30 protein-coding genes and 1 pseudogene are annotated in these 22,476 nt (G+C 67.7%); 15 read left to right on the top strand and 16 right to left on the bottom strand.

Annotation, left to right across the window (positions count from 1 at the left end):
- Positions 1 to 453 precede the first annotated feature (453 nt).
- A complete protein-coding gene (locus OG379_RS12220) occupies positions 454 to 1,776 on the bottom strand; it encodes a DNA cytosine methyltransferase (RefSeq protein WP_405662027.1) in 1,323 nt (440 codons plus the stop codon).
- A 176-nt stretch (positions 1,777 to 1,952) separates the two neighbouring features.
- Between OG379_RS12220 and OG379_RS12215 the strand changes: the two genes are divergently transcribed.
- Positions 1,953 to 3,326 carry an ATP-binding protein gene (locus OG379_RS12215; protein ID WP_405662024.1) on the top strand — a complete coding sequence of 458 codons (1,374 nt, stop codon included), beginning with the start codon at positions 1,953 to 1,955 and terminating at the stop codon, positions 3,324 to 3,326.
- Positions 3,326 to 4,237: an O-methyltransferase gene (locus OG379_RS12210; RefSeq protein ID WP_405662022.1), complete on the top strand. Its 912-nt coding sequence runs from the start codon at positions 3,326 to 3,328 to the stop codon at positions 4,235 to 4,237. Before OG379_RS12215 ends, OG379_RS12210 begins: the two co-directional genes overlap by 1 nt.
- 412 nt (positions 4,238 to 4,649) lie before the next feature.
- On the opposite strand, the gene OG379_RS12205 is transcribed toward OG379_RS12210, so the two are convergent.
- Positions 4,650 to 5,129 (bottom strand): hypothetical protein, encoded by a 480-nt coding sequence (locus tag OG379_RS12205; protein ID WP_405662019.1) that lies wholly within the window; start codon positions 5,127 to 5,129, stop codon positions 4,650 to 4,652.
- Between the two features lie 90 nt (positions 5,130 to 5,219).
- On the opposite strand from OG379_RS12205, the gene OG379_RS12200 reads away from it, so the two are divergent.
- Positions 5,220 to 5,741: a hypothetical protein gene (locus OG379_RS12200; protein WP_405662017.1), complete on the top strand. Its 522-nt coding sequence runs from the start codon at positions 5,220 to 5,222 to the stop codon at positions 5,739 to 5,741.
- Positions 5,742 to 5,923: 182 nt separating this feature from the next.
- Here OG379_RS12200 and OG379_RS12195 read toward each other — a convergent pair whose 3' ends face one another.
- Together OG379_RS12195 and OG379_RS12190 are read right to left on the bottom strand one after the other, a co-directional pair.
- Positions 5,924 to 6,379, bottom strand: a complete 456-nt coding sequence (locus tag OG379_RS12195) for a hypothetical protein (protein ID WP_405662015.1) — start codon at positions 6,377 to 6,379, stop codon at positions 5,924 to 5,926.
- A 174-nt stretch (positions 6,380 to 6,553) separates the two neighbouring features.
- On the bottom strand, positions 6,554 to 7,291 hold the full coding sequence (locus OG379_RS12190; protein ID WP_405662012.1) for a VOC family protein: 738 nt from the start codon (positions 7,289 to 7,291) through the stop codon (positions 6,554 to 6,556).
- A 222-nt stretch (positions 7,292 to 7,513) separates the two neighbouring features.
- Here OG379_RS12190 and OG379_RS12185 point away from each other — a divergent pair, with 222 nt between their 5' ends.
- Entirely contained in the window at positions 7,514 to 8,047 is a 534-nt protein-coding gene (locus tag OG379_RS12185; protein ID WP_405662009.1) for a hypothetical protein, read from the top strand.
- Positions 8,048 to 8,108: 61 nt separating this feature from the next.
- On the opposite strand, the gene OG379_RS12180 is transcribed toward OG379_RS12185, so the two are convergent.
- Both OG379_RS12180 and OG379_RS12175 read right to left on the bottom strand, forming a co-directional pair.
- Positions 8,109 to 8,303 (bottom strand): hypothetical protein, encoded by a 195-nt coding sequence (locus tag OG379_RS12180; protein ID WP_405662006.1) that lies wholly within the window; start codon positions 8,301 to 8,303, stop codon positions 8,109 to 8,111.
- A 252-nt stretch (positions 8,304 to 8,555) separates the two neighbouring features.
- Entirely contained in the window at positions 8,556 to 8,873 is a 318-nt protein-coding gene (locus tag OG379_RS12175) for a DUF6221 family protein (RefSeq protein ID WP_405662004.1), read from the bottom strand.
- Positions 8,874 to 8,953: 80 nt separating this feature from the next.
- On the opposite strand from OG379_RS12175, the gene OG379_RS12170 reads away from it, so the two are divergent.
- The 3 genes from OG379_RS12170 to OG379_RS12160 all read left to right on the top strand — a co-directional run bounded on the left by OG379_RS12170 (position 8,954) and on the right by OG379_RS12160 (position 10,772).
- Positions 8,954 to 9,496, top strand: coding sequence for a DUF1707 domain-containing protein (locus OG379_RS12170; RefSeq protein WP_405662001.1), 543 nt, complete (start codon positions 8,954 to 8,956; stop codon positions 9,494 to 9,496).
- 185 nt (positions 9,497 to 9,681) lie between these two features.
- Positions 9,682 to 9,927, top strand: coding sequence for a hypothetical protein (locus OG379_RS12165; RefSeq protein WP_405661999.1), 246 nt, complete (start codon positions 9,682 to 9,684; stop codon positions 9,925 to 9,927).
- 266 nt (positions 9,928 to 10,193) lie between these two features.
- Positions 10,194 to 10,772 (top strand): dihydrofolate reductase family protein, encoded by a 579-nt coding sequence (locus tag OG379_RS12160; RefSeq protein ID WP_405661997.1) that lies wholly within the window; start codon positions 10,194 to 10,196, stop codon positions 10,770 to 10,772.
- Between the two features lie 74 nt (positions 10,773 to 10,846).
- Here the strand turns inward: OG379_RS12160 and OG379_RS12155 are convergent.
- Positions 10,847 to 11,050, bottom strand: a pseudogene (locus OG379_RS12155) (SDR family oxidoreductase); the annotation flags it as partial.
- 276 nt (positions 11,051 to 11,326) lie between these two features.
- On the opposite strand from OG379_RS12155, the gene OG379_RS12150 reads away from it, so the two are divergent.
- Positions 11,327 to 12,619 carry an LAETG motif-containing sortase-dependent surface protein gene (locus tag OG379_RS12150; RefSeq protein WP_405661994.1) on the top strand — a complete coding sequence of 431 codons (1,293 nt, stop codon included), beginning with the start codon at positions 11,327 to 11,329 and terminating at the stop codon, positions 12,617 to 12,619.
- 102 nt (positions 12,620 to 12,721) lie between these two features.
- Here the strand turns inward: OG379_RS12150 and OG379_RS12145 are convergent, their stop codons facing one another.
- Entirely contained in the window at positions 12,722 to 13,447 is a 726-nt protein-coding gene (locus OG379_RS12145) for a MerR family transcriptional regulator (protein ID WP_405661992.1), read from the bottom strand.
- A 63-nt stretch (positions 13,448 to 13,510) separates the two neighbouring features.
- Between OG379_RS12145 and OG379_RS12140 the strand changes: the two genes are divergently transcribed.
- Positions 13,511 to 13,987, top strand: a complete 477-nt coding sequence (locus tag OG379_RS12140; RefSeq protein ID WP_405661989.1) for a DUF6194 family protein — start codon at positions 13,511 to 13,513, stop codon at positions 13,985 to 13,987.
- A gap of 13 nt (positions 13,988 to 14,000) precedes the next feature.
- On the opposite strand, the gene OG379_RS12135 is transcribed toward OG379_RS12140, so the two are convergent.
- The 5 genes from OG379_RS12135 to OG379_RS12115 all read right to left on the bottom strand — a co-directional run bounded on the left by OG379_RS12135 (position 14,001) and on the right by OG379_RS12115 (position 16,290).
- Complete coding sequence (locus OG379_RS12135; protein WP_405661987.1) at positions 14,001 to 14,546, bottom strand: MOSC domain-containing protein; 546 nt, start codon at positions 14,544 to 14,546, stop codon at positions 14,001 to 14,003.
- A 55-nt stretch (positions 14,547 to 14,601) separates the two neighbouring features.
- The gene (locus tag OG379_RS12130) at positions 14,602 to 15,165 is read right to left on the bottom strand and encodes a flavoprotein (protein ID WP_393761601.1); all 564 of its coding nucleotides are present in this window, start codon (positions 15,163 to 15,165) and stop codon (positions 14,602 to 14,604) included.
- 131 nt (positions 15,166 to 15,296) lie between these two features.
- Positions 15,297 to 15,425 carry a hypothetical protein gene (locus OG379_RS12125; RefSeq protein ID WP_405661985.1) on the bottom strand — a complete coding sequence of 43 codons (129 nt, stop codon included), beginning with the start codon at positions 15,423 to 15,425 and terminating at the stop codon, positions 15,297 to 15,299.
- Between the two features lie 80 nt (positions 15,426 to 15,505).
- A complete protein-coding gene (locus tag OG379_RS12120) occupies positions 15,506 to 16,018 on the bottom strand; it encodes a hypothetical protein (protein ID WP_393761599.1) in 513 nt (170 codons plus the stop codon).
- Between the two features lie 56 nt (positions 16,019 to 16,074).
- Positions 16,075 to 16,290: a hypothetical protein gene (locus OG379_RS12115; RefSeq protein ID WP_405661983.1), complete on the bottom strand. Its 216-nt coding sequence runs from the start codon at positions 16,288 to 16,290 to the stop codon at positions 16,075 to 16,077.
- A 53-nt stretch (positions 16,291 to 16,343) separates the two neighbouring features.
- Between OG379_RS12115 and OG379_RS12110 the strand changes: the two genes are divergently transcribed.
- The 6 genes from OG379_RS12110 (at position 16,344) to OG379_RS12085 (ending at position 19,314) form a co-directional block, all read left to right on the top strand.
- On the top strand, positions 16,344 to 16,559 hold the full coding sequence (locus OG379_RS12110) for a hypothetical protein (RefSeq protein WP_405661981.1): 216 nt from the start codon (positions 16,344 to 16,346) through the stop codon (positions 16,557 to 16,559).
- Entirely contained in the window at positions 16,538 to 16,753 is a 216-nt protein-coding gene (locus tag OG379_RS12105) for a hypothetical protein (RefSeq protein WP_393761595.1), read from the top strand. The genes OG379_RS12110 and OG379_RS12105 overlap by 22 nt, the downstream gene beginning before the upstream one ends.
- A 5-nt stretch (positions 16,754 to 16,758) precedes the next feature.
- Positions 16,759 to 17,031: a hypothetical protein gene (locus OG379_RS12100; RefSeq protein WP_405661978.1), complete on the top strand. Its 273-nt coding sequence runs from the start codon at positions 16,759 to 16,761 to the stop codon at positions 17,029 to 17,031.
- A gap of 197 nt (positions 17,032 to 17,228) precedes the next feature.
- A complete protein-coding gene (locus tag OG379_RS12095) occupies positions 17,229 to 17,663 on the top strand; it encodes a hypothetical protein (RefSeq protein ID WP_405661976.1) in 435 nt (144 codons plus the stop codon).
- Position 17,664: 1 nt separating this feature from the next.
- Entirely contained in the window at positions 17,665 to 19,050 is a 1,386-nt protein-coding gene (locus tag OG379_RS12090) for a DUF1254 domain-containing protein (RefSeq protein ID WP_405661974.1), read from the top strand.
- A gap of 42 nt (positions 19,051 to 19,092) precedes the next feature.
- Positions 19,093 to 19,314 carry a DUF2277 domain-containing protein gene (locus OG379_RS12085; RefSeq protein ID WP_104785181.1) on the top strand — a complete coding sequence of 74 codons (222 nt, stop codon included), beginning with the start codon at positions 19,093 to 19,095 and terminating at the stop codon, positions 19,312 to 19,314.
- 13 nt (positions 19,315 to 19,327) lie between these two features.
- Here OG379_RS12085 and OG379_RS12080 read toward each other — a convergent pair whose 3' ends face one another.
- From OG379_RS12080 to OG379_RS12070, 3 genes are all read right to left on the bottom strand, one after another.
- Positions 19,328 to 19,987, bottom strand: coding sequence for a DedA family protein (locus tag OG379_RS12080; RefSeq protein ID WP_405661972.1), 660 nt, complete (start codon positions 19,985 to 19,987; stop codon positions 19,328 to 19,330).
- A gap of 205 nt (positions 19,988 to 20,192) precedes the next feature.
- Positions 20,193 to 20,651 carry a DoxX family protein gene (locus tag OG379_RS12075; RefSeq protein ID WP_405661971.1) on the bottom strand — a complete coding sequence of 153 codons (459 nt, stop codon included), beginning with the start codon at positions 20,649 to 20,651 and terminating at the stop codon, positions 20,193 to 20,195.
- 112 nt (positions 20,652 to 20,763) lie between these two features.
- On the bottom strand, positions 20,764 to 22,440 hold the full coding sequence (locus tag OG379_RS12070; protein ID WP_405661969.1) for an alkaline phosphatase D family protein: 1,677 nt from the start codon (positions 22,438 to 22,440) through the stop codon (positions 20,764 to 20,766).
- Between the last annotated feature and the right edge of the window lie 36 nt (positions 22,441 to 22,476).

Below are 22,476 nucleotides of genomic sequence, written 5' to 3'. Positions count from 1 at the left end.
CGCTTCCCGGCTCTGGCTGCGCCCGCGCTCCTGCCTTCGGCCCGCTCGGCGCTGCCGCCGCCGACGCGCGCCCACGTGTTGGTAGGCCCGCTGGGCATGAGTCGAGACCAAAGCCCGCGGCTTCAAGACATGCCTCCGGCGGGGGCGCTACGGCACCGGGATGGCGAGGGCGCCGTTCGCGAGTGCCGGCGGATTCGTGGTGAGCGTTGTGGGTTCCCATCCCGACCACCTTCGACCCAGGCAGAGCCGAGCAGTCGCGGCCCAGGGCGTCAAGGTCGTTCGTACAGTGGCGCGCTCCACCTTGACGCCCTGAACCACGACCGCTCCACGGTGTGTGGGTCGAAGGCGGACGGGATGGGAACCGGGGTGAGTGGTGGGTCGGGCGGGTAGCGACTTCAGATCGCAGTCCAAAAGCTGTGCACTGCGACTTTTAGCCAGCTGTCTGAAAGGTTGTCATTCTTTTGCTATCGGAACCCTGGCGCTACTGCGGGCCCGCTGAGCTGGGATCTCCTCCGGCAATGCCTTAAAAAGTGGAGCGGCTTCTCCCATGGATACCTGCAGCAGAGATTCGTCACCGAGGCGAATCTCAGCTCGTCCACGCACTGGAGAGGTTTCTAGAGCTTGGGCGATACGCTGCCCTGCGGCCCGAGCTAGAAGAGGGGGAACTGAATTTCCGATTTGCCGGTGACCGTGCCAGTTCGTGATGTGGAAGCCGAACCAATCAGGGAATGAGTGTAGACGAGCTGCTTCCCGTACAGTGATTACTCGATCCCTAATTGGGTGCAGAGGTCGAGGTGACGTAAAAGCGCCTCGCTCCCTACCTGTTCCTGCTCGGAGTGTCCTCGACTGACCTGTAAGGGACAGACGGTAGAACCGGCTGACGGGTTCGACGGTTCCCTGAGCTGTACGAGAAAAGCGCCGAATGGATTCGGCTGTGTGAGCTGAAAGCCGAGAGTTTGTTAGCATCGAAGAATCCCAGATGCGCGGGCGAGAAAGATCTGCAGGATCCTTCCTGCAGCCACCTATGAAATCCGCATAGACGGAACTCTCTGACATCCAATTGCTTTGAGGGAAATCGGAGATTGGCGCCTTGTCAACGTCGAGAAGGCGAGCATTGTCTGAGGCGTCGGGGAGTTGTGCAAACGATTCGGCAACCGATACCAGCGTAGGAGAAGGAGTTAGGGGGGCCACTTCAGTGTCGAGCGCACCCATGATGACAACTCGCTTGCGATTCTGCGGAACACCGTACTGCGCCGCGTTAACTACTTTATCGAACCCGGAAATTCGGTAACCAGCAGATCGCAGACGTGTAAGAGCCGTCTCCCGCACGATGGAGTACTTGTCCTGGAGTAGACCCGGCACATTTTCTAGGCAGAAGGCGCGGGGGCGCACCTCGGTGACAATTCGAACAAACTCTAGAAGGAGGTCGTTACGCTCGTCATGTTGATTGCGATGTCCCATCGTTGAGAATCCCTGACAGGAAGGGCCGCCGATGATCACGTCAACTGCGCCATCCCAAGCTGGGCCTGACCTGTGGTGCAAGCGCCAACCTCGGTGCGCAGCGCTGATGATCTCGGTACGTCCTATGTTCTTGACGTCGCGACAGAGAACCTCGGTGAGAGGGAAGTTGTAACGGTGCGCTGCAGCGTGAACCGGGTCGTACTCAACCGCCGCCAGTACGTCGAATCCTGCCTGCTCAAACCCTAGAGAGAGGCCCCCGACCCCGGCGAACAGGTCGATCGCTACCGGTCGGCGCCGGCTCCTTGTCTGTCTCATGTCCCCACCCACTGTACCTAGTTGCTCGCCTCAGCCGGCCTGACGATCGCACACGCGCGTCCTTGTGCGCTAGCTGAACGGGCGACTAGCATGCGGTTTCGTCGTGGCGTGCCGCGGGGGGCGGCGTGGTGTTGCCATCATGTGTAGACGCCCACGTCGAAAACCTGGGGGAGAGCATGACCGATAGTGTTTCCGCGTCTACCCGCGTTGAGGCGAGTCCTGAGAAGCGGTTCTTCATCGCAATGTTGGTCAAGGACATTGAGCTGCTTCCGGCGATTCTCGACTTGGTGGATAACAGCGTCGATGGCGCGCGGCGACTGCGAGGCGACGGCACATATGAGGGCCTCCAGGTTCGCCTGAAGGTTGGCCCCGATCGTTTTGAGATCGAAGATAATTGTGGCGGTATTCCGCTGGATGTGGCCCGCGAGTACGCCTTCCGTTTCGGTCGTCCGCAGTCGGTAAAAGGAACGCCCGGATCCGTTGGTCAATTCGGCGTCGGAATGAAACGGGCTCTCTTCAAGCTGGGTGGCCACTTTAGCGTGCACTCCAAGTCTGACAATAGTAATTTTGGCTTGGATGTTGACGTTGATGAATGGGCTCAAACCTCCGGGGCCGACTGGACGTTTACGTTGAGTCACGTCGATGAGAATTACAAGCCGACTCGTGATGTGGATACTGGAACACGAATCGTCGTATCGAAACTGCATGACACGGTTGCAGAAGACTTTGCATCGTCGCAGACAGTCGGCAATCTGCGCTATCAACTGCGGCTGCGTCACCGTGACGCCATGGACAGGGGGATGCGTATAATTCTCCAGGATGAGGCAGTAACGCCTTTCATCCCTCAGTTGCAACAAAGCGATGCGGTTCGCCCTCTCTTTAGGCAGATCAATGTCAATGAGGGGCAGAAGACCGTGAATGTCAAACTCTACGCCGGTGTTTCAGAGGCATTGGGTCCCGAAGGAGACGATCAGGCGGAGGACTTCCCGCGAGAAAAAGACGCTGGCTGGTATGTCTTTTGCAACAATCGTCTGTTGATCGCTGCTGATCGAACGACACTTACCGGGTGGGGTGACGGGCTTCCCGTTTATCACCCACAGTATCGTCGCTTTAGGGGATATGTTTTTATCGATTCCGCCTACAATGAGCTTTTGCCGTGGAATACGACTAAGACCGGTGTTGACCAGGACTCCCGAGTTTGGCGCAGAATCGCTTCAGAGGTGAAGCAGGCCGGCCTCGAAGTAGTGCATATGCTAAATCGAGTGAAGTCTGAACGGCAGAACACGGATATGCCGGAAGATAGGCCGATCGCGCAGGCTCTTTCGCATGCTCGCGAAGTCCGCCTTCGGGAGATCCGCATGTCAGCTCGTTTCACCTACCCAGCTCCGAAAGAGCCGACGCTGCGACCGAGTATGAGGAAAATACAATACTCGGTCGAAAAGAAGAGGTATGACGCTGTCGCGGATGCGTTGAACACCTCGGCTGTCTCCGAGGTGGGCAGGCAAACATTTGATTTCTTCTACAGAAATCAAGTCGGGGAGGATGACTAGTGCCTGCTATTGACTATCAGTTGCGGCCATCTAAGGCCGTGCAGAGGCACATGATCGTCGATGTCTGTAGACGCCTGTCGGCGATGGCTAGTGTTGCGGAGTACCAGTACATAGGTTTCGGTGCTCTGGAGTTCGTAGATTTCCACCTGATGCATCGCGCTCTAAATATCAATGAGATGGTATCGATTGAAGGTGACGTCTCGTCGATAGAGCGGCATACTTTTAATCGGCCTTTCAAGACAGTTCAGGTCCTGCCCGGGCGTGCCAGTGAGGTTCTGGCTGAACTTAACTGGGAGAGGCTCAGTATTGTGTGGCTTGACTACACGCAGCGCCTCGACGAAGAAGTGATTCACGACGTATCGCTCTTGTGTGGCCGGCTGCAGCCTGGGAGCGCCTTGTTCGTTACGCTCAATGCGCACCCTGAAGGGCAGATCGCCCAACGGCGTGAGTCCTTGGTCAAATTTGTTGGTGAAGAGCGGATACCTGCAAATGTTACGGACGATTCGCTGGCTATTTGGGGACTAGCTGGAACTCAGCGCACCATTTTGAATGACATTATAACCACCGCCCTTAGGAATCGTGAAATTAGCGCGCAATGGCGCCAGGTGGTGGACATACATTACGCTGATGGTGCCAAGATGCAGACCTTTGGTGGAGTGGTTGTAGGGCCTGGGTCGAGTGTTGCTTTTGATAGCTGTCGCTTCAAAGAACTTGATTTCGTTAGCTTTCCTGGGGATGAGCCCTACAACATCAGGGTGCCGGTTTTGACCGCGAAGGAGAGGCGGGCCCTTGAAGAACAGGTTCCCTTGCCGCTAGGTGATGAGCTGAAAGTTCCGTGGCTTTCAGCCAGGGACGCTCAAGATTTCCTTCGGCTCTACAGATACATGAGAGCTGAGCATGTGAATGGATGATCTGCGTGCACGCGTACTACCAGGCGAGCCCGACGGCGGTGGTGCCGTCGTTGCGTGGTGAGGCTGCGCGTGCCAGATCCGTGCCAGATCGAGCAGTCAGTCACGGTCAATCGGGGTGTTAGGCGGTGCAGGCAAGCGCTGACTGGCATGGCGCTGCGGAAAGGCTGTTGACCAGCTAAGACCGTCTTGTGGTCGGCGCCAGGCTTACAAAGCAGATGTCGGCGGTTCGAAACCGTCCGCGCCCACCAGCAGGAAGCACGACGAAGGCCCAGGTCACCGGTACAGAACCGGGAGCCTGGGCCTTGTTCGTTGATCCCGGGGCGGGACCAGGTGCCGTCCATGATGAGCACCGTGTCCGGAATCGGTTGTGTGGCTGGCTTTCCAAAGCCGCGCGGGCTTTCCGGTGGGATGCTCACTCGATCTCGAGGGGCCCGATGCCCAGGTCCTCACGCATGAGACGGCGCATCTCAGCCATGGCCGTGCGCCGTTGCGCGATGAGGGGCGCTTCCTCGGTGGATCCGACAGCCAGGCCCCGGGCGTAGGCGTCACGTATCGTGCGCCAGCTGTGAAACGCTGCATTCCCCGCTGCCACGACCTGGGGCGGGCCCACGAGCCAGAGGCGCTCACTTGCTGTGTAGACACCGGTGCCGCGGAAGGCTTCCCGCACGGCGGCATCACGCGCCGAGTCGGACATGTGATCACCCAAAGCGACGGCGCGTATCTCTTCACCCGCGGTTTTGAGGGCGGAGACGAACTCGCTGTACACCTCGCGCCGTAGCTCCAGCGCGTGCCTGGCCTCCTCCCGCCGCCACCGGTTACGATCCGCGATCAGAGTTGCCGAGATGCCGATGACGGCACCAGCCAGTGTGGAGAGCAGAGGCATCCAGTTCATGTGCCGCAGCTTGTCCGAACCGGTCCGCCAGGACCAGGGATCTGGCTGCGAAGCATCACCAACCACCTCATCGTGGTCCAGGTGGCTGACGTGAGTGAGTGGGGACGGGGATACCGATACGTCGGTCCGGTCGAACTGAAAGCTGCGCTCCGGCCTGGTGGGGGCGGGTGCCGGATCGGCTCGGCTGCTGACTTCGGTGGCTGGATCGCTGAGCAATCTGCGGCGGAGCCGACCGAGCCGTTCACCTTCGTGGTCGGTATAGATGGTGTGCTTCGGCTGGCGTCACGACGAAGCGAGCACGTGGCCTGCGCCGACGGAGACATGGTGCTGAGTGCCGGCGAGATCAGCTTCATGCGCGAGGCGGGCCGGTGGACCGTGAGCGAGGTCAGTAACCAGTCCACCGGGTACTGCCCGGACATCACCTCCTGGCCGGCAGTCGCCCGCGCTCTGGACGACGTGGAGCTCGGACGGCCCTCCGGCTTCACCCATGAGGTGGTGTTCCGGCGGTGCCCCGACTGCCGGGAACACAACATCGTGCGCGAGGGTGACTTCGTCTGCGTCTTCTGCGACAGCGATCTGCCTGCGGCGTGGAACGTGGACCCAACCGCGTGAACTGACGCCCTCCGTGATATTCGGCATGAGGTGGGGGATCAGCCCCCAGGGGGCTGATAGTAGAGCGCCGTTGGCTTTCTGGGCGTCGGTCAGGTTGTGAGGCCGGCGAACTGCGTTTCTACGCCGGGTCGGGGGACTGGCCTAGGCGAGCCTTGCGACCGCTGACCACCTGCCCTCAAGCATCACCCCGGGAGGCCAGCACCGTCCGTCCGGTCCGGACGCGGGGTGATCTTCCGCCCGGCCCAACGAACCAGCCTCACCCCGGCCCGCACCAGGCCGACGAGGAAGGGTGCGACGATGCCGACGACAAATGCCACCGCGCCGCAGGCGAGTACCGCCGGGACCAACGCAACCGACACAAAGACAATGCGCCCGGAGACGCTGCCCGCGTAGTCCCCGGACGTGAGACACAACCAGACGAAGGCGCCCAGCAGGCTTACGAAAAAGGCCGTGTACGCCGTCGCGGCGAACGAGAGCGCAATCCAGTCATCGGAATTCTTCTTCCCTTCGGCGTTCGCCTGCGGCTGCTCAGCCTCTGACGCGGCCTGAGGCCCCGCGACCTCCGCCGGGTCCGCTGACTGCACCGTTTCTGCGCCGTGGGAATCTCCGTCGCCGCGTTCGTGCGAGGCGTTATTCATGCCGGCCTCCCCTTGCCGAAGATCAGCCTCGCACAGTGCCGAAATGCTGTCACCAGTTGACTCACATCGCCGAACGCAGCACCAGAACCCTTCCCGGGACCTCTCAGTGGTTCCCGGTATCGCGTGGCGGTGCGCACTGCCGCACCGCCACGAGGGAGCGGACGGAGCTCCGCGTCAGCCCCGGCCGAGGACGCAGAACTCGTTGCCCTCCGGGTCGGCAAGGACGACCCAGGAGACGTCACCCTGACCCACGTCGGCCCTTGTCGCACCGAGACCTTCGAGCCGGGCTACTTCCTTCGCCTGATCCTCGACAGGGTCGGACATCACGTCGAGGTGGATGCGGCTCCGTACGACCTTGTCATCCGGCGTGCGGCGAAACTCCAGGTACGGTCCGACGCCCTTGACGGAGCGCAGCAGGGCGCGGTCGTCGGTCATCTCATGGACGGTCCAGTCGATCGCCTCGCCCCAGAACCGGACCATGCCCCGTGGGTCGGCGCAGTCGACGACCACGGCGGCAATGGGCCCGGTGTCCCGGTAGAGCTCTCGGGGCTCCAGGACGCTGAACACGTTGCCCTCCGGGTCGGCCAGCATCGTCCACGGCACATCGCCCTGGCCCACGTCGACGAGAGTCGCCCCGAGGTCCTTCAGGCGCGCGACCAACTCCGCCTGATGGGCGTCCGAGGTGGTGGCGAGCTCGATGTGTACGCGGTACCTCACCGTCTCCGGGTCCGGGACGCGGACGAGATCGACGCAGACTGCGGACGGGTCCGGCCAGTCGAAGCCCACGGGCTCCAGGTTGGCGACTCCAGGGCCCTCGCTGGAAGCTCCCCAGCCGAGCGCCTCCGCCCAGAACTGGCCGAGCGCCGACTCGTCCCGGGCCTTGAAGTTCACCTGAACAAGCTGCAGTGTCATGCTGCGTACCTTAGGTGTCGCCCTATGTCGCCTGGTCATGACTGAGATGCTCTTGGAGCGGCCGGTGTGATCACGGCATCGGAGCTGCTGTTTCGGCAAGTTGGGGCCGCGGTGCGCGGCGAGACCGTGGACGAGGCAGGGCCGCCCCTGGGGACGCCCGTGCCATCCGCCTATGGATCCATCTGTGATCCGCGAGGCACCCCGTGCTTCTAGAATCGCCCCGTGGTCGTCAACAGCTGGTTCGAGGTCGAGGACCCGGAGGAGTACGGCGAGGAGCCCTGGGACTTCCGCGAGGCCGAACTCGCCTTCCTGGCCGCCCTGCAATCCCGGACCGTTGACTGGCGGGTGCCGTGGGCTCCCAGCCAGGTAGGACGGCCCGAGGACGAGTCGTCGTTGCTCGTCCACATCAGTCTTCTCGACGAGGCGCGCCGACTGGTGCTCGGTCAGTGGGCCGTGCACTTCTACGGCACATACGTGCTGGCCGGGAGGGTCTGCGACCAGTTGTTCAATCTCTACGAGTCGCCTGAGCATGGCTTCTTCCGGGCGTCCGGCACTGTGGAAGAGCTCGCGGAGCGGTGCGCCGGCTGGTTCGAGAGCCTGTTGAGCCGCCCTGTCGTTCGCGTCGCATGGCCGTTCGAGGACGGGCGGTATGCGACCCGCTGGGAGTTCGCCGACACAGGCGAGGTCCTCGCGACGAGCGGCTCCATCCCAGCCGACGGCTCATCCCCGGCCCGCCGCCTTCCTGTCCGTCCCTGATCCCCCGGGCGGGCCCCAGGTGCAGGAGGCCATCATTTACGGGGCAATCCTGAGGAGGCCTTCAGTAGTCCATAGCCACCACGGCGTACAGGCACGCCACGACCGCGCCGGCGCAGAGCGTGAGCAAGGCGATGAGCGCGCAGCCGAGTGTTCCTGCCGTTCCGGCGACCGCCGCCCAGCCGAGGCGAGTTGCGCGTTCGGCTCGTCGGACTGCGTTGTAGTACTCCCCATCGTCCTGCCAGCCGCGATCGGTCATGATCTCCCCCGGCCGAACCCTATAGCGCGGCCATCTCGCCCTGGGCTGAGGCGAAAACGTCGAGTTCATCTCAGCCTCAACCCACAGCTTCTGGCTGAACTCCCCTTGGTACGCCGCAGCCTGTCAGCTGCCGCGTACTGGTGCCGTTGAACGATCTCCTGGGCAATAACCGGCTGGTAAACGGCCTTCGGCGGGCCAGGGCCGGTTCAGGCTCGACCCTCGGCACGCGCTCTGCACGTCTGCTGCGCTGCTTCAGGCCTGCGCGGGGTAGTCAGGATGGTCGGTGTAGGGCGAAGCAAGGTCGCGCAAGTTGTGGCAAGGCCAGGGGTCGCGAGCATGGCGGGCCAGGATGCGCCGTTTGGCCTCGATCTCGCGAAGGACACGGGCCGGGTCGTGAAGAGCCACATGTAGAGCAATCGTGGGGTGGAAGCCGGGGAGGTCAACCTGACAGAAGTCGACCGTTTGTCCGTGGGCAAACCACTCCCCGCATCCGTCACCGTCGCAGCGTCTGGCCAAGTCGGCTTCCTCGTCCAGTCGCGCTTTCAGGAACCTCACCAGTTCTTCAGTCATATGAGCATTCTCGATAAGATGCCTTGCCTGTTACAGACTTCGGCCCGTTCGCGTCGCCGGCACGGCAGTAGAGTGCAACGGTGACCGCTATGCCGGAAGACCGGCCGCCACTCATCAGCGACGACGACCGTGACACGGCCGTGCGACGTTTGCAGGAGGCGTACGCCGAAGGGCACATCTCGCACGAGGATTTGGACGAGCGCCTCCATCAGGTGCTCACCGTCAGGTCGCACAGCGAGCTCAAGTCGACCCTGGCCTCGCTCCCGGCAGAGAAGGCGGTCACCACGTCCACGATCGCCGCCGCCGGCGGACGGATCCGGCGGCGCGGCGCATGGCGGGTGCCTCGGAGCCTGAAGATCGAGTCCGCATTCGGAAGGGTGCGCCTGGATCTGTCCCGGGCGGTCATAGAGCATTCGGTGGTCGACATCGAGCTGCAACTCGGGACCGGCAGGGCCCGGATCACGGTGCCCCGCGACGCGATCGTCGACCTCGAGAATCTGCAGACCGGGTGGAAGGACTCGCGTTACCGGACCACGCGGCGCTCACGCCCCGGTGGGCCGGAAATCCGGATCTCCGGAACCATGGGATTCGGACGGTTGAAGATCCGCCACGCGTGGCGTTGAGGTTCCATCCGTCATCAGGAGCATCTGATCGGTATTTCTCCGTCCCTGCCTGAGGCTGAGGGGCCCTCCAGGGCTGCGGCGGGGCCCGGCAGCGTCGACGGAAACGTCAGCCCCTGAGGTGCTGTGTAGTGCGGCCGTACGCGCTGCGAATGCCAGAGGCTCCGGGTTAGGAGCACACTGAACGTATGGCCCTACCGAAAACGCATCACTGCTCGGCCTGCTCGAACGGGGCCGCCACGGACGAAGTCCTTCACGAGGACCTCGTTGTCGGAGCACCTCTTTCCATGGAGGACCTCACCGACGCGCAGCGCCACGAACGCTTCGCCCTGAAGTACGCCCACGACAGGTGTCAGGTCAGAGAGGTCCGGCGAGTACCGCACGACAGCTTGAGTGGCTACGCCTGGTCCGTCCGTTTCACCGAGGGCCCGTGACAAGTGGATCACCGGGCGTCCGGAGCGGATGGCGGTCGTTCGGACCGTTGACGTCTCCTGTGACTCGGTGTTTCCCGGCGTCCTCTTCCCTCGCGCCATTTGGCTGAATGCGCTGACCCTCAACCCTTCCCGGGTGCGGCATCAATTCCTGGGGCCGCACCCGGGGCGGCCGTATCCGCACGTCCAGGCGTCCGGCAGCGATGAGTTTCGCCGTGGTTTCCGGTCTTTATCCACATACGCGACCCATCGCAGCCGAGGAGAACGCCATGACCTCCACCTACACATTCGACGTCTTTTCCAGCCTCGACGGCTTCGGTGCCGCCGGCGGCAACTGGACCGGCTACTGGGGCAAGCAAGGCCCCGAGCTCCTCGAGCGCCGCCTCGATCTGTACCGCGAGGACCAGCGGATGGTCTTCGGGGCCAACACGTATCGCGCGTTCGCGCAGATGGTGGCGTCCAGCAGCGAGGAGTCCGACGTACACGACCCGTGGGTCACACGGATGAGGAGTCTGCCGGCAACGGTGGTGTCGACCACGCTGGACGGGCCCCTCGACTGGCCGGACGCGACCGTTGCGAGTGGCGACGCCGTCGACGTCGTCGCTCGGCTCAAGAAGGAGTCCGAGGTGCCGTTGCGCTCGCACGGCAGCCTGTCGATGAACCGGGCCCTGATGGCCGCCGGCCTGGTCGACCGCGTCCAGGTGACTCTCTTCCCCGTGATCACCGGGCAGACCGGGCTGGACCCGATCTTCCAGGGGGCGGCCGACTTCGACCTTGAGCTGATCGACCACCGGACGCTCGACGGCCACACCCAGGAACTCGTCTACCGGCCCACCCTGCATGTCTGAGCTGAGGGTGGGCGGCGGCCTGGTGACGGAGGGGCAGGGTCAACCGCCGCCCCGCGTCTGACGGGAAGCACTCGGGCGTCGGCGCTGCCGTCGACCGGCACCATCGCGCCGGTCACCACCGAGGCGCCGCCGCTGAGCAGCCACGTGGCTGCCTCGGCCACCTCGCGGGGCTCGGCCATGCGCCCGAGAGGGGGCGCCGCCTTGTTGCGCTCGGTGATGCCCGGAGACACCGCCTTCCATGCGTCGATCATCTCCGTTGCGGTACCGCCGGGGGTCACGACGAACACCGGCGCCGACGGGCCCTTTGCCGAGCCGGTCGGCCGAGGGGGCGCATTCAGGGTATGTGGCGTTCCTCACAGCGAAAGCACAGGTAGTGAAAGCAACTGCACCCATTCGTCTTTTCTGTCTGCCTCAGGGTGGTGTCACCGGTACAGGAGGGTGAAGAAAGTGTGACGACTGACCGCCCTTCCGGTCATACGATCACATCAAGTCGCGTATGCGTGTCCCATTCCGCTGCGGCCCCTTCTCTCTTTTTCGGACCTCGAAGGGCTCTAGTGAAGATTCGCCAGATACTTGCCACAGCTGTTGCCGCCGCAGTGACCACGCCTGCGCTGCTGCTGTCGGTCACCCCCGCGTTCGCCGACGACAAGCCGGCAGCGCGGACGCAGGAGAAGCCGTCCGTCGCGGAGCTGGAGAAGGCCGCCGCCGCAGCGCAGACGGCGTACGACGACGCCTTGGCGGCCGAAAGCGCCTCCAAGGCGGCCCTGGACGAGGCGCTGTCCGACACCGCCCCCCTGGTCGTGGCCGCCAAGGCCGCTGAGACCGCGGCCGCGGCCGCCGGTACGGCGAAGACCGACGCCGACCAGGCGCTCGTGAAGGCCAAGGCCGAGTTCGAGGAACTTTCGGAAACGGCGACCGACGCGGAGAAGCTCGCCGCTACGACGAAACTCGCCGAAGCCGAGACCGCTGCCGAGGTTGCCGCTGAGGCCAAGGACGCCGCTGAAGCCGAGGTCGTGAAGGCGCGGACCGCACTCGCCGTCGACCAGAGCGAAGCCCGCCAGAAGCTGAGGGAGGCGAAGAAGGCCACCGAGGCCGCACTCGCCGACAAGACCGCCGCCGACGCGGCGCTCGCCAAGGCGAAGGAGGAGGAGGCCGAGGGTGGCGAGGACGGTGGGGAGGACGACACCTGCGTCCCCGAGCCCAAGCTCGCCACGGTCGTCACGGGCCTGCCGTCCACGGTCGTCGCCGGCACCAAGGTCAACTTCAAGCTCCGGGTGACCAACGGCACCGACAAGACGATGGACGAGGTGTTCCCGTTCGTCTACGCCCACGCGACCGACCGGAGCGGGCTCAACGACCTCGACCACCTGGTGCACCTGCAGTGGTCGACCGCCTCGTCCTCGAAGTGGAAGAACGTCGACAACGAGAACTACATCGAGAAGATCAGCCCGCTGAAGGCCGGCGCCCACGCCGACATCAAGCTGCGCCTCACGGTCGACGCCTCGGCCCCCGCGGGCAACGGTGTCACCTTCGTCGCCGGTGACTACTGGAACGACAACGGCACCTGCGGCGGGAGCCCGGACCTCGAGGGCTACGAGTTCATGATCGCCGCCGCGGGCAGCAAGCCCGGCAAGGTCGACGACGCCAAGCCCGGCGCGACCAAGCCGAACACCTCGGACCTCAAGCCGCAGAGCGCCGGGTCGGCCAGTCCCGCGGGCGGCAGCCTCGCCGCCACCGGCTCGTCCTCCGCCACCTCGCAGCTCGCGCTCGCGAGCGGCGCGGCCCTGGCGATCGGTGCGGGCGCGGTGTTCGTCGTGCGCCGTCGCAAGGCAGGTTCGCACGCCTGACGCGTGAGGTGAGGCGCCGGCCGGGCGCCCGCCTCACGCGTTGACCACCACAGAGGGCCCGACACCGGACGGTGTCGGGCCCTCTGTGGTGCAACGGCCGCACTAGCACGGTTTTTGACGGGATGTCAGCAGTGCGCCGAGCGGCCCCGCGGCGTCGAGAAGGGCGCGGGAGCGGGCCGCGATGCTCGCGTCCCGGGCGGTCAGGGCGGCTCCGGTCTCCTCCCTGCCGGGCCCGCGTCGCAGGCTCGGCATCAAGGCCCGGAGCTGCTCGATCCGGTAGCCCGCGCTGCGTAGTTGGTGCACGATCCTGGCGTCCCGGATCTGCGCGGGTGAGTACCGTCGCGTCCCTCGTGGAGGGACCCGGTCCGGAACGGCGAGCCCCTCGGCGTCCCAGTGCCGCAATGTGGACGGGCGCACCCCGAGCGCGGCGGCGAGTTCGGAGACACCCATCGAGTCCGACGGGCGTACGTCTTCGATCCGCTCGGCGGAGATCGCCGTCACGGCCTCCTTGGCCAGTTCCAGGTCCGTACGCTCCCGGTCGAGCCGGGCGTGTGCCGCGTCGAGCAGCGCGAGCGCCTCCGTGACCGGGCGCGCGTGGACAGCGCGCACGATCCGCTTGGCCCCGACCGGGCCCGTGGCGGCAGCGAGGGCCCGGTAGGCCAGCGCGGACTGGACGTGCGCCTCCCCGTGGACCCGGTAGCCGGAGGCCGTACGCGTCGCCGGCGGCAGGACACCGTCGCGTTCGAGGTTGCGGATCTGCTGGACGGAGTATCCCGCCCGCCGCGCGACATCGACCGTGCGCATAGCCGACGACTTGAGGGTTGCCACCCGCCGCTCCTCCGGATTCCCGTCCAAAGCCTCCACAAGCACCTTGATGAAACGCTTGAGTACATGACCATCGACGAGATCACCGACTTCGTGCAAGGCCTCGGCGGCGTCCTGGCCGTCAGGCCCGCACCCGGCGACGGAACACCCGAGATCAGCTGGGGAGACACGTTCTTCTCGTACGCGCCCGACGGCGTCCCGCCGAAAGCGACTCAACCGTTCGCGACGATCGTGACGAAGAACTACCCCGGCGACGAGCGGTCGCGCCTGGACCGCCCGGGCGCCTTCCGCGTCAACGTCGCCGCCAGGAAGGAGACGTTCAGCGAATGGACCGGCCACGCGCCGCGCGAGCCGGCCCCGGAGGGCGACCCGAGCGTCACCGACACCGTGATCGCACACCCGGTCTACGGTTCCGTCGGCTGGCTCGCGGTCGTGAATCCGGGCGGGCGGACCGACGAGGCCGTGCGCCGGCTGCTGTGCGAGGCCCATCACCTCGCACGCGTGCGTCATGAGCGACGGACCGGCTCGGCGCCGGCCTCGTAGAAGCCGCCCCCCTTCAGACGCGCTCCAGCGGGCGGTGCGGGGCCGGTGGGAGCTCGACCTCCACCGCGTCGGACGGGCGGACCGGGCCGCCGTGGCGGACCACGGCCATGACGCCGGACCTGAACGTGAAGTCCCCCGACTCCGGATCGATGGCGAACATCTCTCCGAGCAGCCCCTGCCGGAAGTCGTTGATCTTGGCGCACGGGTTGCGCAGGCCCGTCACCTCCACCACCGCCTCCGCGCCGAGGTGCAGCAGGGTGCCCGTCGGAAGGCCGAGCAGGTCGACATCGCGGGTGGTGATGTTCTCGCCGAGCCCGCCCGCCGCGACGGCGTAACCCCTGAGGGCGAGTTCGTCGAAGAGTTCCTCGTGCATCAGGTGCACCTGACGCAGGTTGGGCAGGTCCGGCTCGTACGTCATGCGGAACTGGTGGCGGATCGTCTCGCCCGCGTGGACGTCCCCCTCGACGCCGAGGCCCGCGAGCAGCGTGATGGAGGGACGGTTGGGCTTGCTGAACGCGTACGTCCCGTTGCTGCTCACCGCTGTGACCCGGCCTGCCATGTCCCACCCCGCCCGTCGGCCCGTGTACTTCGGGCCATCCTAAGGAGGCCCGGCGTCAACGCGGGCCCACAGCCGGGCGTCCGAGGATCGCCGCCCAGGGGAGCTCCCGTACCTCCGGACCCTGCCGAGGTTCGTACAGGGGCCAGACATCCGCCCCGTACACGAGCTCGACGCCCGCCCTCCGCAGTGTCCCGATGTGCCCCTCCCACGCCGGGTGCCGCGCGTGCGCGGCGTTGATCCGGGGGAACACCACCACCGGGACGCCGGCCGTGCCGAGTGCCTCGCCCACCTGCGTCAGGGCCTGGTTGTCGGCGATACCCGTCGCGAGCTTGGCGACGTAGTTCGCGCTCGCGGGTGCGACGACGTAGCAGTCGGCCACCGGGTGCGGGCGGGGCTCCGTGGGCAGGCGGGGCGTGTCCCGCACCGGCAGGCCGGTCAGCGACTCCAGCCGGTCCCACTCCCCGTTCGCCCGGAGCCATCGCCCGGCGCTCGGCGTGAGCGTCACGGCCACCTGCCAGCCCAGCGCGATGGCCGGCTCGACCAGCCCGGTGCGCAGCGTCTCCACTCCGTCGGTGGCCGTGCCCACGACTCCCAGCACCCCGCGGCTGCCTGCTGTCACCGTATTCTCCGCCCTGCGTCCGGTTCTGCCCACCCGGCCCTCGCCTCCACGCCCGAGCGCCGCGAAGCCGACGGCCGGCGTACTTCCGCGACCACCACCCTAGAGCCGGCCGCCCGCCGCTGGGCGGCACGTCATGTCGCGCTCCGGCGGGCGGTGGAACGGTGCGCGGTGGAGACCACGACGGCGACCGGCAGGAAGAGGGTGCCGGAGACGGCCGCAGCGGCCGCCGAGCCCTCCAGACCGGGCAGGCGGGCTCCCATCGTGCGGTTGAGCAGGATGCAGCAGGCCCAGCACGTCGCGGCCGGCGCGGCCGGCGCGGCCAGGCCGATCCGAGGGCCGCTCAGTCCGAGATGCCGAGGTCCTGGCGCATGAGGCGGTGCATGGCGGTGAGTTGCGGATCAGCCGCCTTGAGGTCCAGGATCAGCCGGCCGGCCGTCTCGCCCTCGCGGGGCAGACCGCGGTCGACGCGCTTGAGCGCGGAGTCCACCCCGGCGAGGACCACGTTGAGCTCGCGGGACGCGGCCAGGACGACACCGGGGACGATCATCTGAGCCTCGGCGTACCGGTCGCGGTAGTCGCGCCGGGCTTCCTCCAGCCCCGCCCGGTCGTCGTCGCTGTAGACCCCGTCACGCACGCGGTGCAGGGCGTCCTTGAGGAGGGTGTGGAAATGGCGGGTCGCCCGGTTCATCGAGGTGTACGCGGTGCGCCGGTCCTCGAAGTTCCTCCGCCTCTCCTCGGCCAGCTCGTCCGCCGTGCGCTGGCGCCTCGTCACCCAACTCGTCATCACCGGGGCGAAGAGCGTGCCGAGCACGCCGACGACTGCGGCGACCATGGCTGCTACGGCTGCACTCATACGGGTGACCCTAGGTCACGACAAGCGGCTGTCGGGACGTAGTTCGCGGTCCCGGCTCATGTCGTGGACCAGCCCGGCTTCCACAGCTCGCCCTCCGCCTTCGGCCGTGCCGCCGCGAGGTACGCGCGCAGGGCCGCGAGCGCCGGGTGCGGGTTGCTCCGGCGGCGGACCAGGGCGTGGGGGTAGACCGGGGCCGGGTCGCGGACCGGGATGCGGCGGAGGTCGTGGCCGTCGCGTGCATGGGCGTCTTCAACCCGCTCTTCGCCACCCACCGGCTCGAACGCGTACCGGCCGACCGGGTGGCCCCGTCCTCACCGCCTGGACGGTGACGAGCACGGCGGGGATCGCGGCGGTGACGGCGGTATGGGGTGTGCTGGCCGCCGTCGTCGGCACCCGGACGGCCATCGCGGCAGCGGCGGTCCTGCTGCTGACCACGCCGTTCCTGTTGCGGCGCCGGTCCCCGTCCGCTCCGGAGGGTCCCGGGATGCGAGGCGACGAGGCACGGGGGACCGTGGAGTCATGTCCGGACATCCGCCTGTGATCGTGTACCCGCCCTCACCGACCGGTGGGCGACGGGTGACCGTGCGCGGGCAGATCGTCGGGCTCGCGCACGGGCGCGGTGACGTGGCCTCGTTCCTCCGGCGGGCCGGGCTCGCCCAGGGGGCCGAGGAGATCGACCTGGACCAGCCGGAGTTGATCGAGTGGCGGGGCGGAGACCTCGAGACCTGGGGGTGAGCCCCGTGAAGCGTCGTGGAGCACACCGGCACGAGACGTCACTCGAACCGCCCCCCGGCTACTACGGGGCGAGCGCGGGAACACCCGACGACGCGCAGCGGGGCCTGATGCTCGACTGGGTGGTGAGCCGGCGGGTCGCCGCCGGATGGCGGGTGGAGTCGCGGTCCGGAAGCCAGGCCGTGCTGGTTCGAGGGCAGCCGGTCAACCATGTGCTGCACGCCTTCCTGACGGTCTTCTCGTGCTGCCTCCGGGGCGTCGTCCGGGGGTCCGTGCACTGACGAACAAGGTCGAGCGGGTGGTGCTCACCGTCGACGCGCAGGGTCAGGTCGTGACTGTGGGAGCGCCCTGAGCGGGCGGCGGGACAGCGAAAGGCCGTCACCCGAACGGGCGCGTCCGGGTCGTGGCCGGTGAGGTCGTCGCACAGGGTCGGATCTGCCCGCCGTGATGCGCGTGGCCCGTCGAGTGGAGGAGTCCCATGGCCCAGTCAGCATCCACCCCCGGCTCCTCGCGCCCGTCCGCCCCCGGTCCCGGCAGTCCCTGGGCGGCCACCGGGGTCCTGTTCGCGGGGATCGTGCTCCTCGTCGACGGCATCCTCGCCATCGTCAAGGGGGTCGCGGGCATCGCCTCCGACGACGTGTACACGCGCATCAGCAACTACACGTTCAAGTTCGACATCACCACCTGGGGCTGGATCCACCTGATCCTCGGGGTGCTCCTGGTACTCGTCGGATGGAGCATCCTCAAGGGTGCGGCCTGGGCGTGGGGCGTGGGCGTCGGGCTGGCGGCCCTGAACCTGATCGCCAACTTCATCTGGCTGCCGTACCAGCCGGTGTGGGCGATCATCTCCATCGCGCTCGACACCTTCGTGATCTGGGCCCTGTGCGCCCACCGGGCGAAGCCGGTCATCTGACGTGAACCCGGGGCGAGGCGGCTTGGAGCCGGACGCGGTCACGGCGCTGGCCGCCGACGCCTACGTCTACGGATCCCCGCTCGTCCGTCAGCTGTCGGCCGTCCAGGCCTGTCTCCAGGAGGGCTGCGGGACGCTGGCACCCGCACCCTTCAACGACTTCGCCCATGCCGACGGACCCGCCACGCCCGGCACGCACACCCCGTACGCCCCGGCCGACCTCGTCGACGCGCTCGCCCAGCTCGACCTCTCCGGAGGGCCGGTCCGGCTGCACGTCCCGGACACCGGCGGGGCGTACTACGTCCTCCAGTTCGTCGACGCCTGGGGCAACGCCTTCGCCTACCTCGGCACCCGGGCCACCGGCACGGACGAGGGTGACTGGATGGTCGTGCCGCCCGGATGGGCCGGCACCGTCCCCGACGTGGTGTCCGGGGTGATCGACGCCCCCACCTCCGTCGTCTCCGTCCTCGGCCGCCTCGCCTGCGACGGACCGGAGGACATGCCCCGGGTCAGGGCGCTCCAGCAGGAGCTCACACTCACGCACCTGGGCGACCGGGCCCACCGGACCGGGCTCCCGGCGACCGAGACCGGGGTCCCGGGCGAGCTGCGGTTCTTCGAAGAGCTCCGGGTCTGGATGGCCGACTTCCCGCCCGCCGCCGCCGATCGCGCCTACCAGGACCGATTCCAGCCCCTTGGGCTCCTGGAGGAGGGGATCTCGCCGTACGTCTCGGCCGGGCCCGGCCTCGTACGCGCGCTGCGGCGGGGGCTCGCGCTGGGAAGGCTGCGGGTGGAGGAGGCGGCCCGCCCGCACACCGTCGCGGCCGAGGGCGTCCCGGGTGCCTGGCGGATGATTCCGCACCTGCGCGACTACAACCTGGACCACTTCGGCGTCGGCACGCTCCGCTCACCGGAGTGGAAGATCTCCGACCGGGAGGCGTCGTACCTGGTGAGGGCGGTGGCGGCCCGGCGGGGACGCTGGCTGCCCCATGGGTACGAGGCGCTGTACGCCCACACGTCCCGTGACTCCCGGGGACGCCCGCTCGACGGGGCGCACAGCTATGCGCTGCGCCTCACGCAGCCACCGCCGGTCGGGGCGTTCTGGTCGCTGACCGTGTACGACAGCCCCGGGGGCCACCTGGTGACGAACGCTGCGGACCGGTACGCGATCGGGGACCGGACACCCGGGCTCGTCCACGGCGACGACGGGTCGCTGACGCTGCGCCTGTCCGCGGATCCGCCGGCGGACGCGGCCGGTGCGGCCAACTGGCTGCCGCTGCCGGCCGGCGTCTTCCGGCCGGTTCTGCGGCTCCACGTCCCCGGCCGGGCGGTTCTCGACGGGAATTACGTCGTCCCGGCGCTCCAGCGGCTCGGGGACCGGCTGCGTCCATAGATCGCCGGGCGCTTTGTCAGTGGCGCGTCGCACACTGGAGACATGTGCCGCAGCATCAAGACGCTTCGTCCGCCGTCCATCCCCGAAGAGGCCACCGAGGAGGAGATGAGAGCCGCCGCCCTGCAGTACGTGCGCAAGGTCTCGGGCTTCCGTGCGCCCGCCGCGCACAACCAGGAGGTCTTCGACCGCGCGGTCGAAGAGATCACCGAGGCCACCCAGCGGCTGCTGGACGGTCTGGAGATCCGGGGCGCCGCCCGGGTCTGAGCGGACCGGGGCGTCAGGTCCCGGCCGGGGCTCCGGCGACCGGCGCGGCTGAGGCGTGCGCGGGACGGCGGACGACCACCGCCGCGAGTGCGCCCGCCAGGAACAGGGCGAGGACGGAGACGGCCGTGCCCAGCCAGCCCGCGCCCAGCCACTGGCCGCCGAAGTAGCCGAGGCCCACGCTGTAGACCGCCCAGGCCACTCCGGCCACGGCCGACCAGGGCAGAAACTCCTTCACCTTGCGGTGAGCGGCGCCCGCGCCCAGGGAGACGACGGAGCGGCCGGCCGGGGCGAAGCGGGCGACGACGACCAGCGCCCCTCCGCCGCGGCTCAGCGCCGCGCCGAGACGCTCCTGGGCGGAGGTGAGGCGGCGGGACCGGGCGATGGCACGGTCGAGGCGTTCGCCGCCGCGCCAGGCGAGGCGGTAGGCGATGAGGTCGCCGAGGACGGAGGCGGTGGCGGCACAGAGGGTCAGCACCAGCAGTGAGGGCACGTGCCGGGCGGCCTCACCGGCCGCGGCGGTGACCGTGGTCGTGCTCGCGGCGGCGGCGGTGGCCGCGGCGATCACCAGGACGCCGCTGGGGAGGACGGGCAGGAAGACGTCCAGGAGTACCGAGAGGGCGACCACCGCGTAGATCCATGGGCTGCCTGTCAGCGCACCCACACTCTCGAGCACTTTCTACTCCCCGTTCCCGTGTTCCGTGTCAACGCCGCGACGTCGCAGGGGAGCGGCAGGGGCGGCAGGGCCAGCTGTACAGCGTACGCCTGCTGTTCACCCGGTTCACCTGGTATTCACCGGCCCGGCGGCCGATGTCGCGCAGGTCACGTACGACCCCGGCCCCCCTCGGGAGGAGGGGGGCCGGGGCGTGGGGAGCGTGGGGTCAGACCGAGACGGCCCGGGCCTTCTCGGGAGCGGGTTCGCTCTCGTTCGCGGCGCCGCCGCGCGAGGAGAACAAGCGGTCAAGGGCGATGGCGCCCGGGCCGGTGAAGACCAGCAGCAGGAAGGCCCAGCAGAAGACCGCGGAGGCCTCGCCGCCGTTCTGCAGGGGGAACAGCGACTCGGGCTGGTGCACCTTGAAGTACGCGTAGGCCATGGAGCCGGAGGAGACGAGTGCGGCGATGCGGGTACCGAGGCCGAGGGCGACCAGGATGCCGCCGACGAGCTGGATCACCGCGGCGTACCAGCCCGGCCAGGTGCCGGTGGGGACGGTGCCGCCGCCCATGGAGCCGCCCAGGACTCCGAAGAGCGAGGCGGCGCCGTGGCAGGCGAAGAGAAAGCCGATGACGACGCGGAAAAGGCCGAGTGCGTAGGGCTGGGCCCGGTTCAGACGTATGAACATGGGGGGTGGGGCTCCTTCGGTCTGGGGACGTGAACCGATCGGGGCCCCTCAGGTTAGGGTGACCTCACTATTGCTTGCAAGTTCAACATTCTGTCGACTGGCTGAAAATTGGTCATTCGTTCGAAGTCAGTGACCGCTCCAGAACCGTCTCGAGCTGTGCTCCAGCGGGCCTGGCTCTGGCCTGAACCAATGTCAGCGCAGCTTTCCGGCCGTGCAGGGTGAGGGTCATCAGCTGATTGCCGAACCACGGCCCACCCGTCTTGCGCCAGCGCATCGGCGGGCTCCCCGTCCGTCCGTGGTGCGCCAGCGCGCGCCCGAGCCACCGGCCCACCCGGCTCCAGCCGAAGCGGAAGCCGGCGCGTACGTACCCGGGGATGGAGTTGTGGACGGGAGAGCAGGTCAGTTGCAGGACGTGGGCGTCGGGAGTGCCTTCCGGGGCGGAACCGGACCACTGGGGTTCGGCGATGTACGCATGGTGCACATCGCCCGAGAGCACGCATACCGTCGCGGGCGCGTCCGGCCCGCTGCCCGCCTCCCTCAGCAGCTCCGACAGACGGCGGAAGGACTCCGGGAACGCGGCCCAATGCTCCAGGTCACCGGCCCGGCGCACCTTCTCCCCGCGGCGCGCCCAGCGTTCGCCCCGGTCCCCTCGGCACAGTGCGGCGTTCCAGGTCTCCGCCTCGTGTATGAGAGGCGGCAGGAGCCATGGCAGCGAGGTGCCGATCAACAGATGGTCGTACGCCCCGGGGTCCGCGAGCACCTCGTCGCGCAGCCACCTCTCCTCCTCCTCGCGGAGCATCGACCGGTGCTGTTCCTCGAGGGACCGGGCCGCCCGGGTGTCCACCATCAGCAGCCGTACTCGGCCGAAAACACGCCGGTAGCTCCACCGGGTCAGCGTGGGGTCGGCGTCCGCCGCCGCCGCGTGGTCGCGCAGGGTCTCGGTGCCGTCCGGCACGGCGCGCACGGCCGCGTAGACCGGGTCGGCCTCCAGGGCGTCGGGGGAGAGGTTGCCGAGGTGCTGGTAGACCCAGTACGACATGAGCCCGCTGACGATGCGCTCGTGCCACCACGGCGTGCGACGCATGTCCCGGACCCAGGCGGCGCTGGTGTTCCAGTCGTCTATGACGTCGTGGTCGTCGAAGATCATGCAGCTGGGGACCGTGGAGAGCAGCCATCGCACGTCCGGGTCGCGCCAGGACTCGTCGTAGAGGTGGGTGTACTCCTCGTAGTCGGCGACCTCCGCGCCGGGAGCCTCGTCGAGATCGCGCCGGGCGGCGAGCCGTCTCTGCGTGGCCTGCGACGTCTCGTCCGCGTACACCTGGTCGCCGAGGAGCAGGAGGACGTCCGGGCGTACGGCGCCGGGGTCGGCGGCGAGGCGGGTGGCCAGCGCGTCGAGCGCGTCCGGGCCGATGGCGTCGTGCCCGTGGGCGGGCGGGGCCGCCCAGCGGCAGGACCCGAACGCGACCCGCACCGGATCCATGTCGTCCGGCCGGTCCACGGGGGGTGTGCTGATGGTGCTCGGCGGGAAGCGGGAGTCCTCGGGCGGCCATACGCGGTGGCCGTCGAGCAGCACCTCGTACGGTGTGGCCGAGCCGGGGGTCAGGCCCGTCACCACCACCAGGGCGTAGTGGTGCCCCTGGACGGCGAACGTGGGGGAGACCCCGCCCGCTCCGTCCGCGCAGCGGACCTCCGCCGTGCAGGGCCTGGTCGCCTCCACCCAGACCGTCGCCCGGGAGCCGGACTCCCAGTCGACGTACCTCAGCAGTGGTCCGAGGCGTAGCCCGGCCATGTGTGCCCTCCTCGCGTCGCCGTCGTCGATGGCTCC

The organism is Streptomyces sp. NBC_01166 (genome assembly GCF_045039765.1).
GTDB lineage: Bacteria > Actinomycetota > Actinomycetes > Streptomycetales > Streptomycetaceae > Streptomyces.
The sequence above is the reverse complement of the archived record's forward strand: the minus strand, read 5'-3'. Positions and strand labels throughout refer to the sequence as shown.

Coding starts and splice junctions, on each gene's coding strand:
- OG379_RS12075 (WP_405661971.1), bottom strand. CDS start 20,651: ATGTTCATACGTCTGAACCGGGCCCAGCCCTACGCACTCGGCCTTTTC.
- OG379_RS12105 (WP_393761595.1), top strand. CDS start 16,538: ATGTCCGGACATCCGCCTGTGATCGTGTACCCGCCCTCACCGACCGGT.
- OG379_RS12140 (WP_405661989.1), top strand. CDS start 13,511: ATGACCATCGACGAGATCACCGACTTCGTGCAAGGCCTCGGCGGCGTC.
- OG379_RS12180 (WP_405662006.1), bottom strand. CDS start 8,303: ATGACCGATCGCGGCTGGCAGGACGATGGGGAGTACTACAACGCAGTC.
- OG379_RS12135 (WP_405661987.1), bottom strand. CDS start 14,546: ATGGCAGGCCGGGTCACAGCGGTGAGCAGCAACGGGACGTACGCGTTC.
- OG379_RS12190 (WP_405662012.1), bottom strand. CDS start 7,291: ATGACACTGCAGCTTGTTCAGGTGAACTTCAAGGCCCGGGACGAGTCG.
- OG379_RS12125 (WP_405661985.1), bottom strand. CDS start 15,425: ATGGGAGCCCGCCTGCCCGGTCTGGAGGGCTCGGCGGCCGCTGCGGCC.
- OG379_RS12070 (WP_405661969.1), bottom strand. CDS start 22,440: ATGGCCGGGCTACGCCTCGGACCACTGCTGAGGTACGTCGACTGGGAG.
- OG379_RS12095 (WP_405661976.1), top strand. CDS start 17,229: ATGGCCCAGTCAGCATCCACCCCCGGCTCCTCGCGCCCGTCCGCCCCC.
- OG379_RS12195 (WP_405662015.1), bottom strand. CDS start 6,379: ATGAATAACGCCTCGCACGAACGCGGCGACGGAGATTCCCACGGCGCA.
- OG379_RS12175 (WP_405662004.1), bottom strand. CDS start 8,873: ATGACTGAAGAACTGGTGAGGTTCCTGAAAGCGCGACTGGACGAGGAA.
- OG379_RS12165 (WP_405661999.1), top strand. CDS start 9,682: ATGGCCCTACCGAAAACGCATCACTGCTCGGCCTGCTCGAACGGGGCC.
- OG379_RS12120 (WP_393761599.1), bottom strand. CDS start 16,018: ATGAGTGCAGCCGTAGCAGCCATGGTCGCCGCAGTCGTCGGCGTGCTC.
- OG379_RS12160 (WP_405661997.1), top strand. CDS start 10,194: ATGACCTCCACCTACACATTCGACGTCTTTTCCAGCCTCGACGGCTTC.
- OG379_RS12215 (WP_405662024.1), top strand. CDS start 1,953: ATGACCGATAGTGTTTCCGCGTCTACCCGCGTTGAGGCGAGTCCTGAG.
- OG379_RS12205 (WP_405662019.1), bottom strand. CDS start 5,129: ATGAACTGGATGCCTCTGCTCTCCACACTGGCTGGTGCCGTCATCGGC.
- OG379_RS12220 (WP_405662027.1), bottom strand. CDS start 1,776: ATGAGACAGACAAGGAGCCGGCGCCGACCGGTAGCGATCGACCTGTTC.
- OG379_RS12085 (WP_104785181.1), top strand. CDS start 19,093: ATGTGCCGCAGCATCAAGACGCTTCGTCCGCCGTCCATCCCCGAAGAG.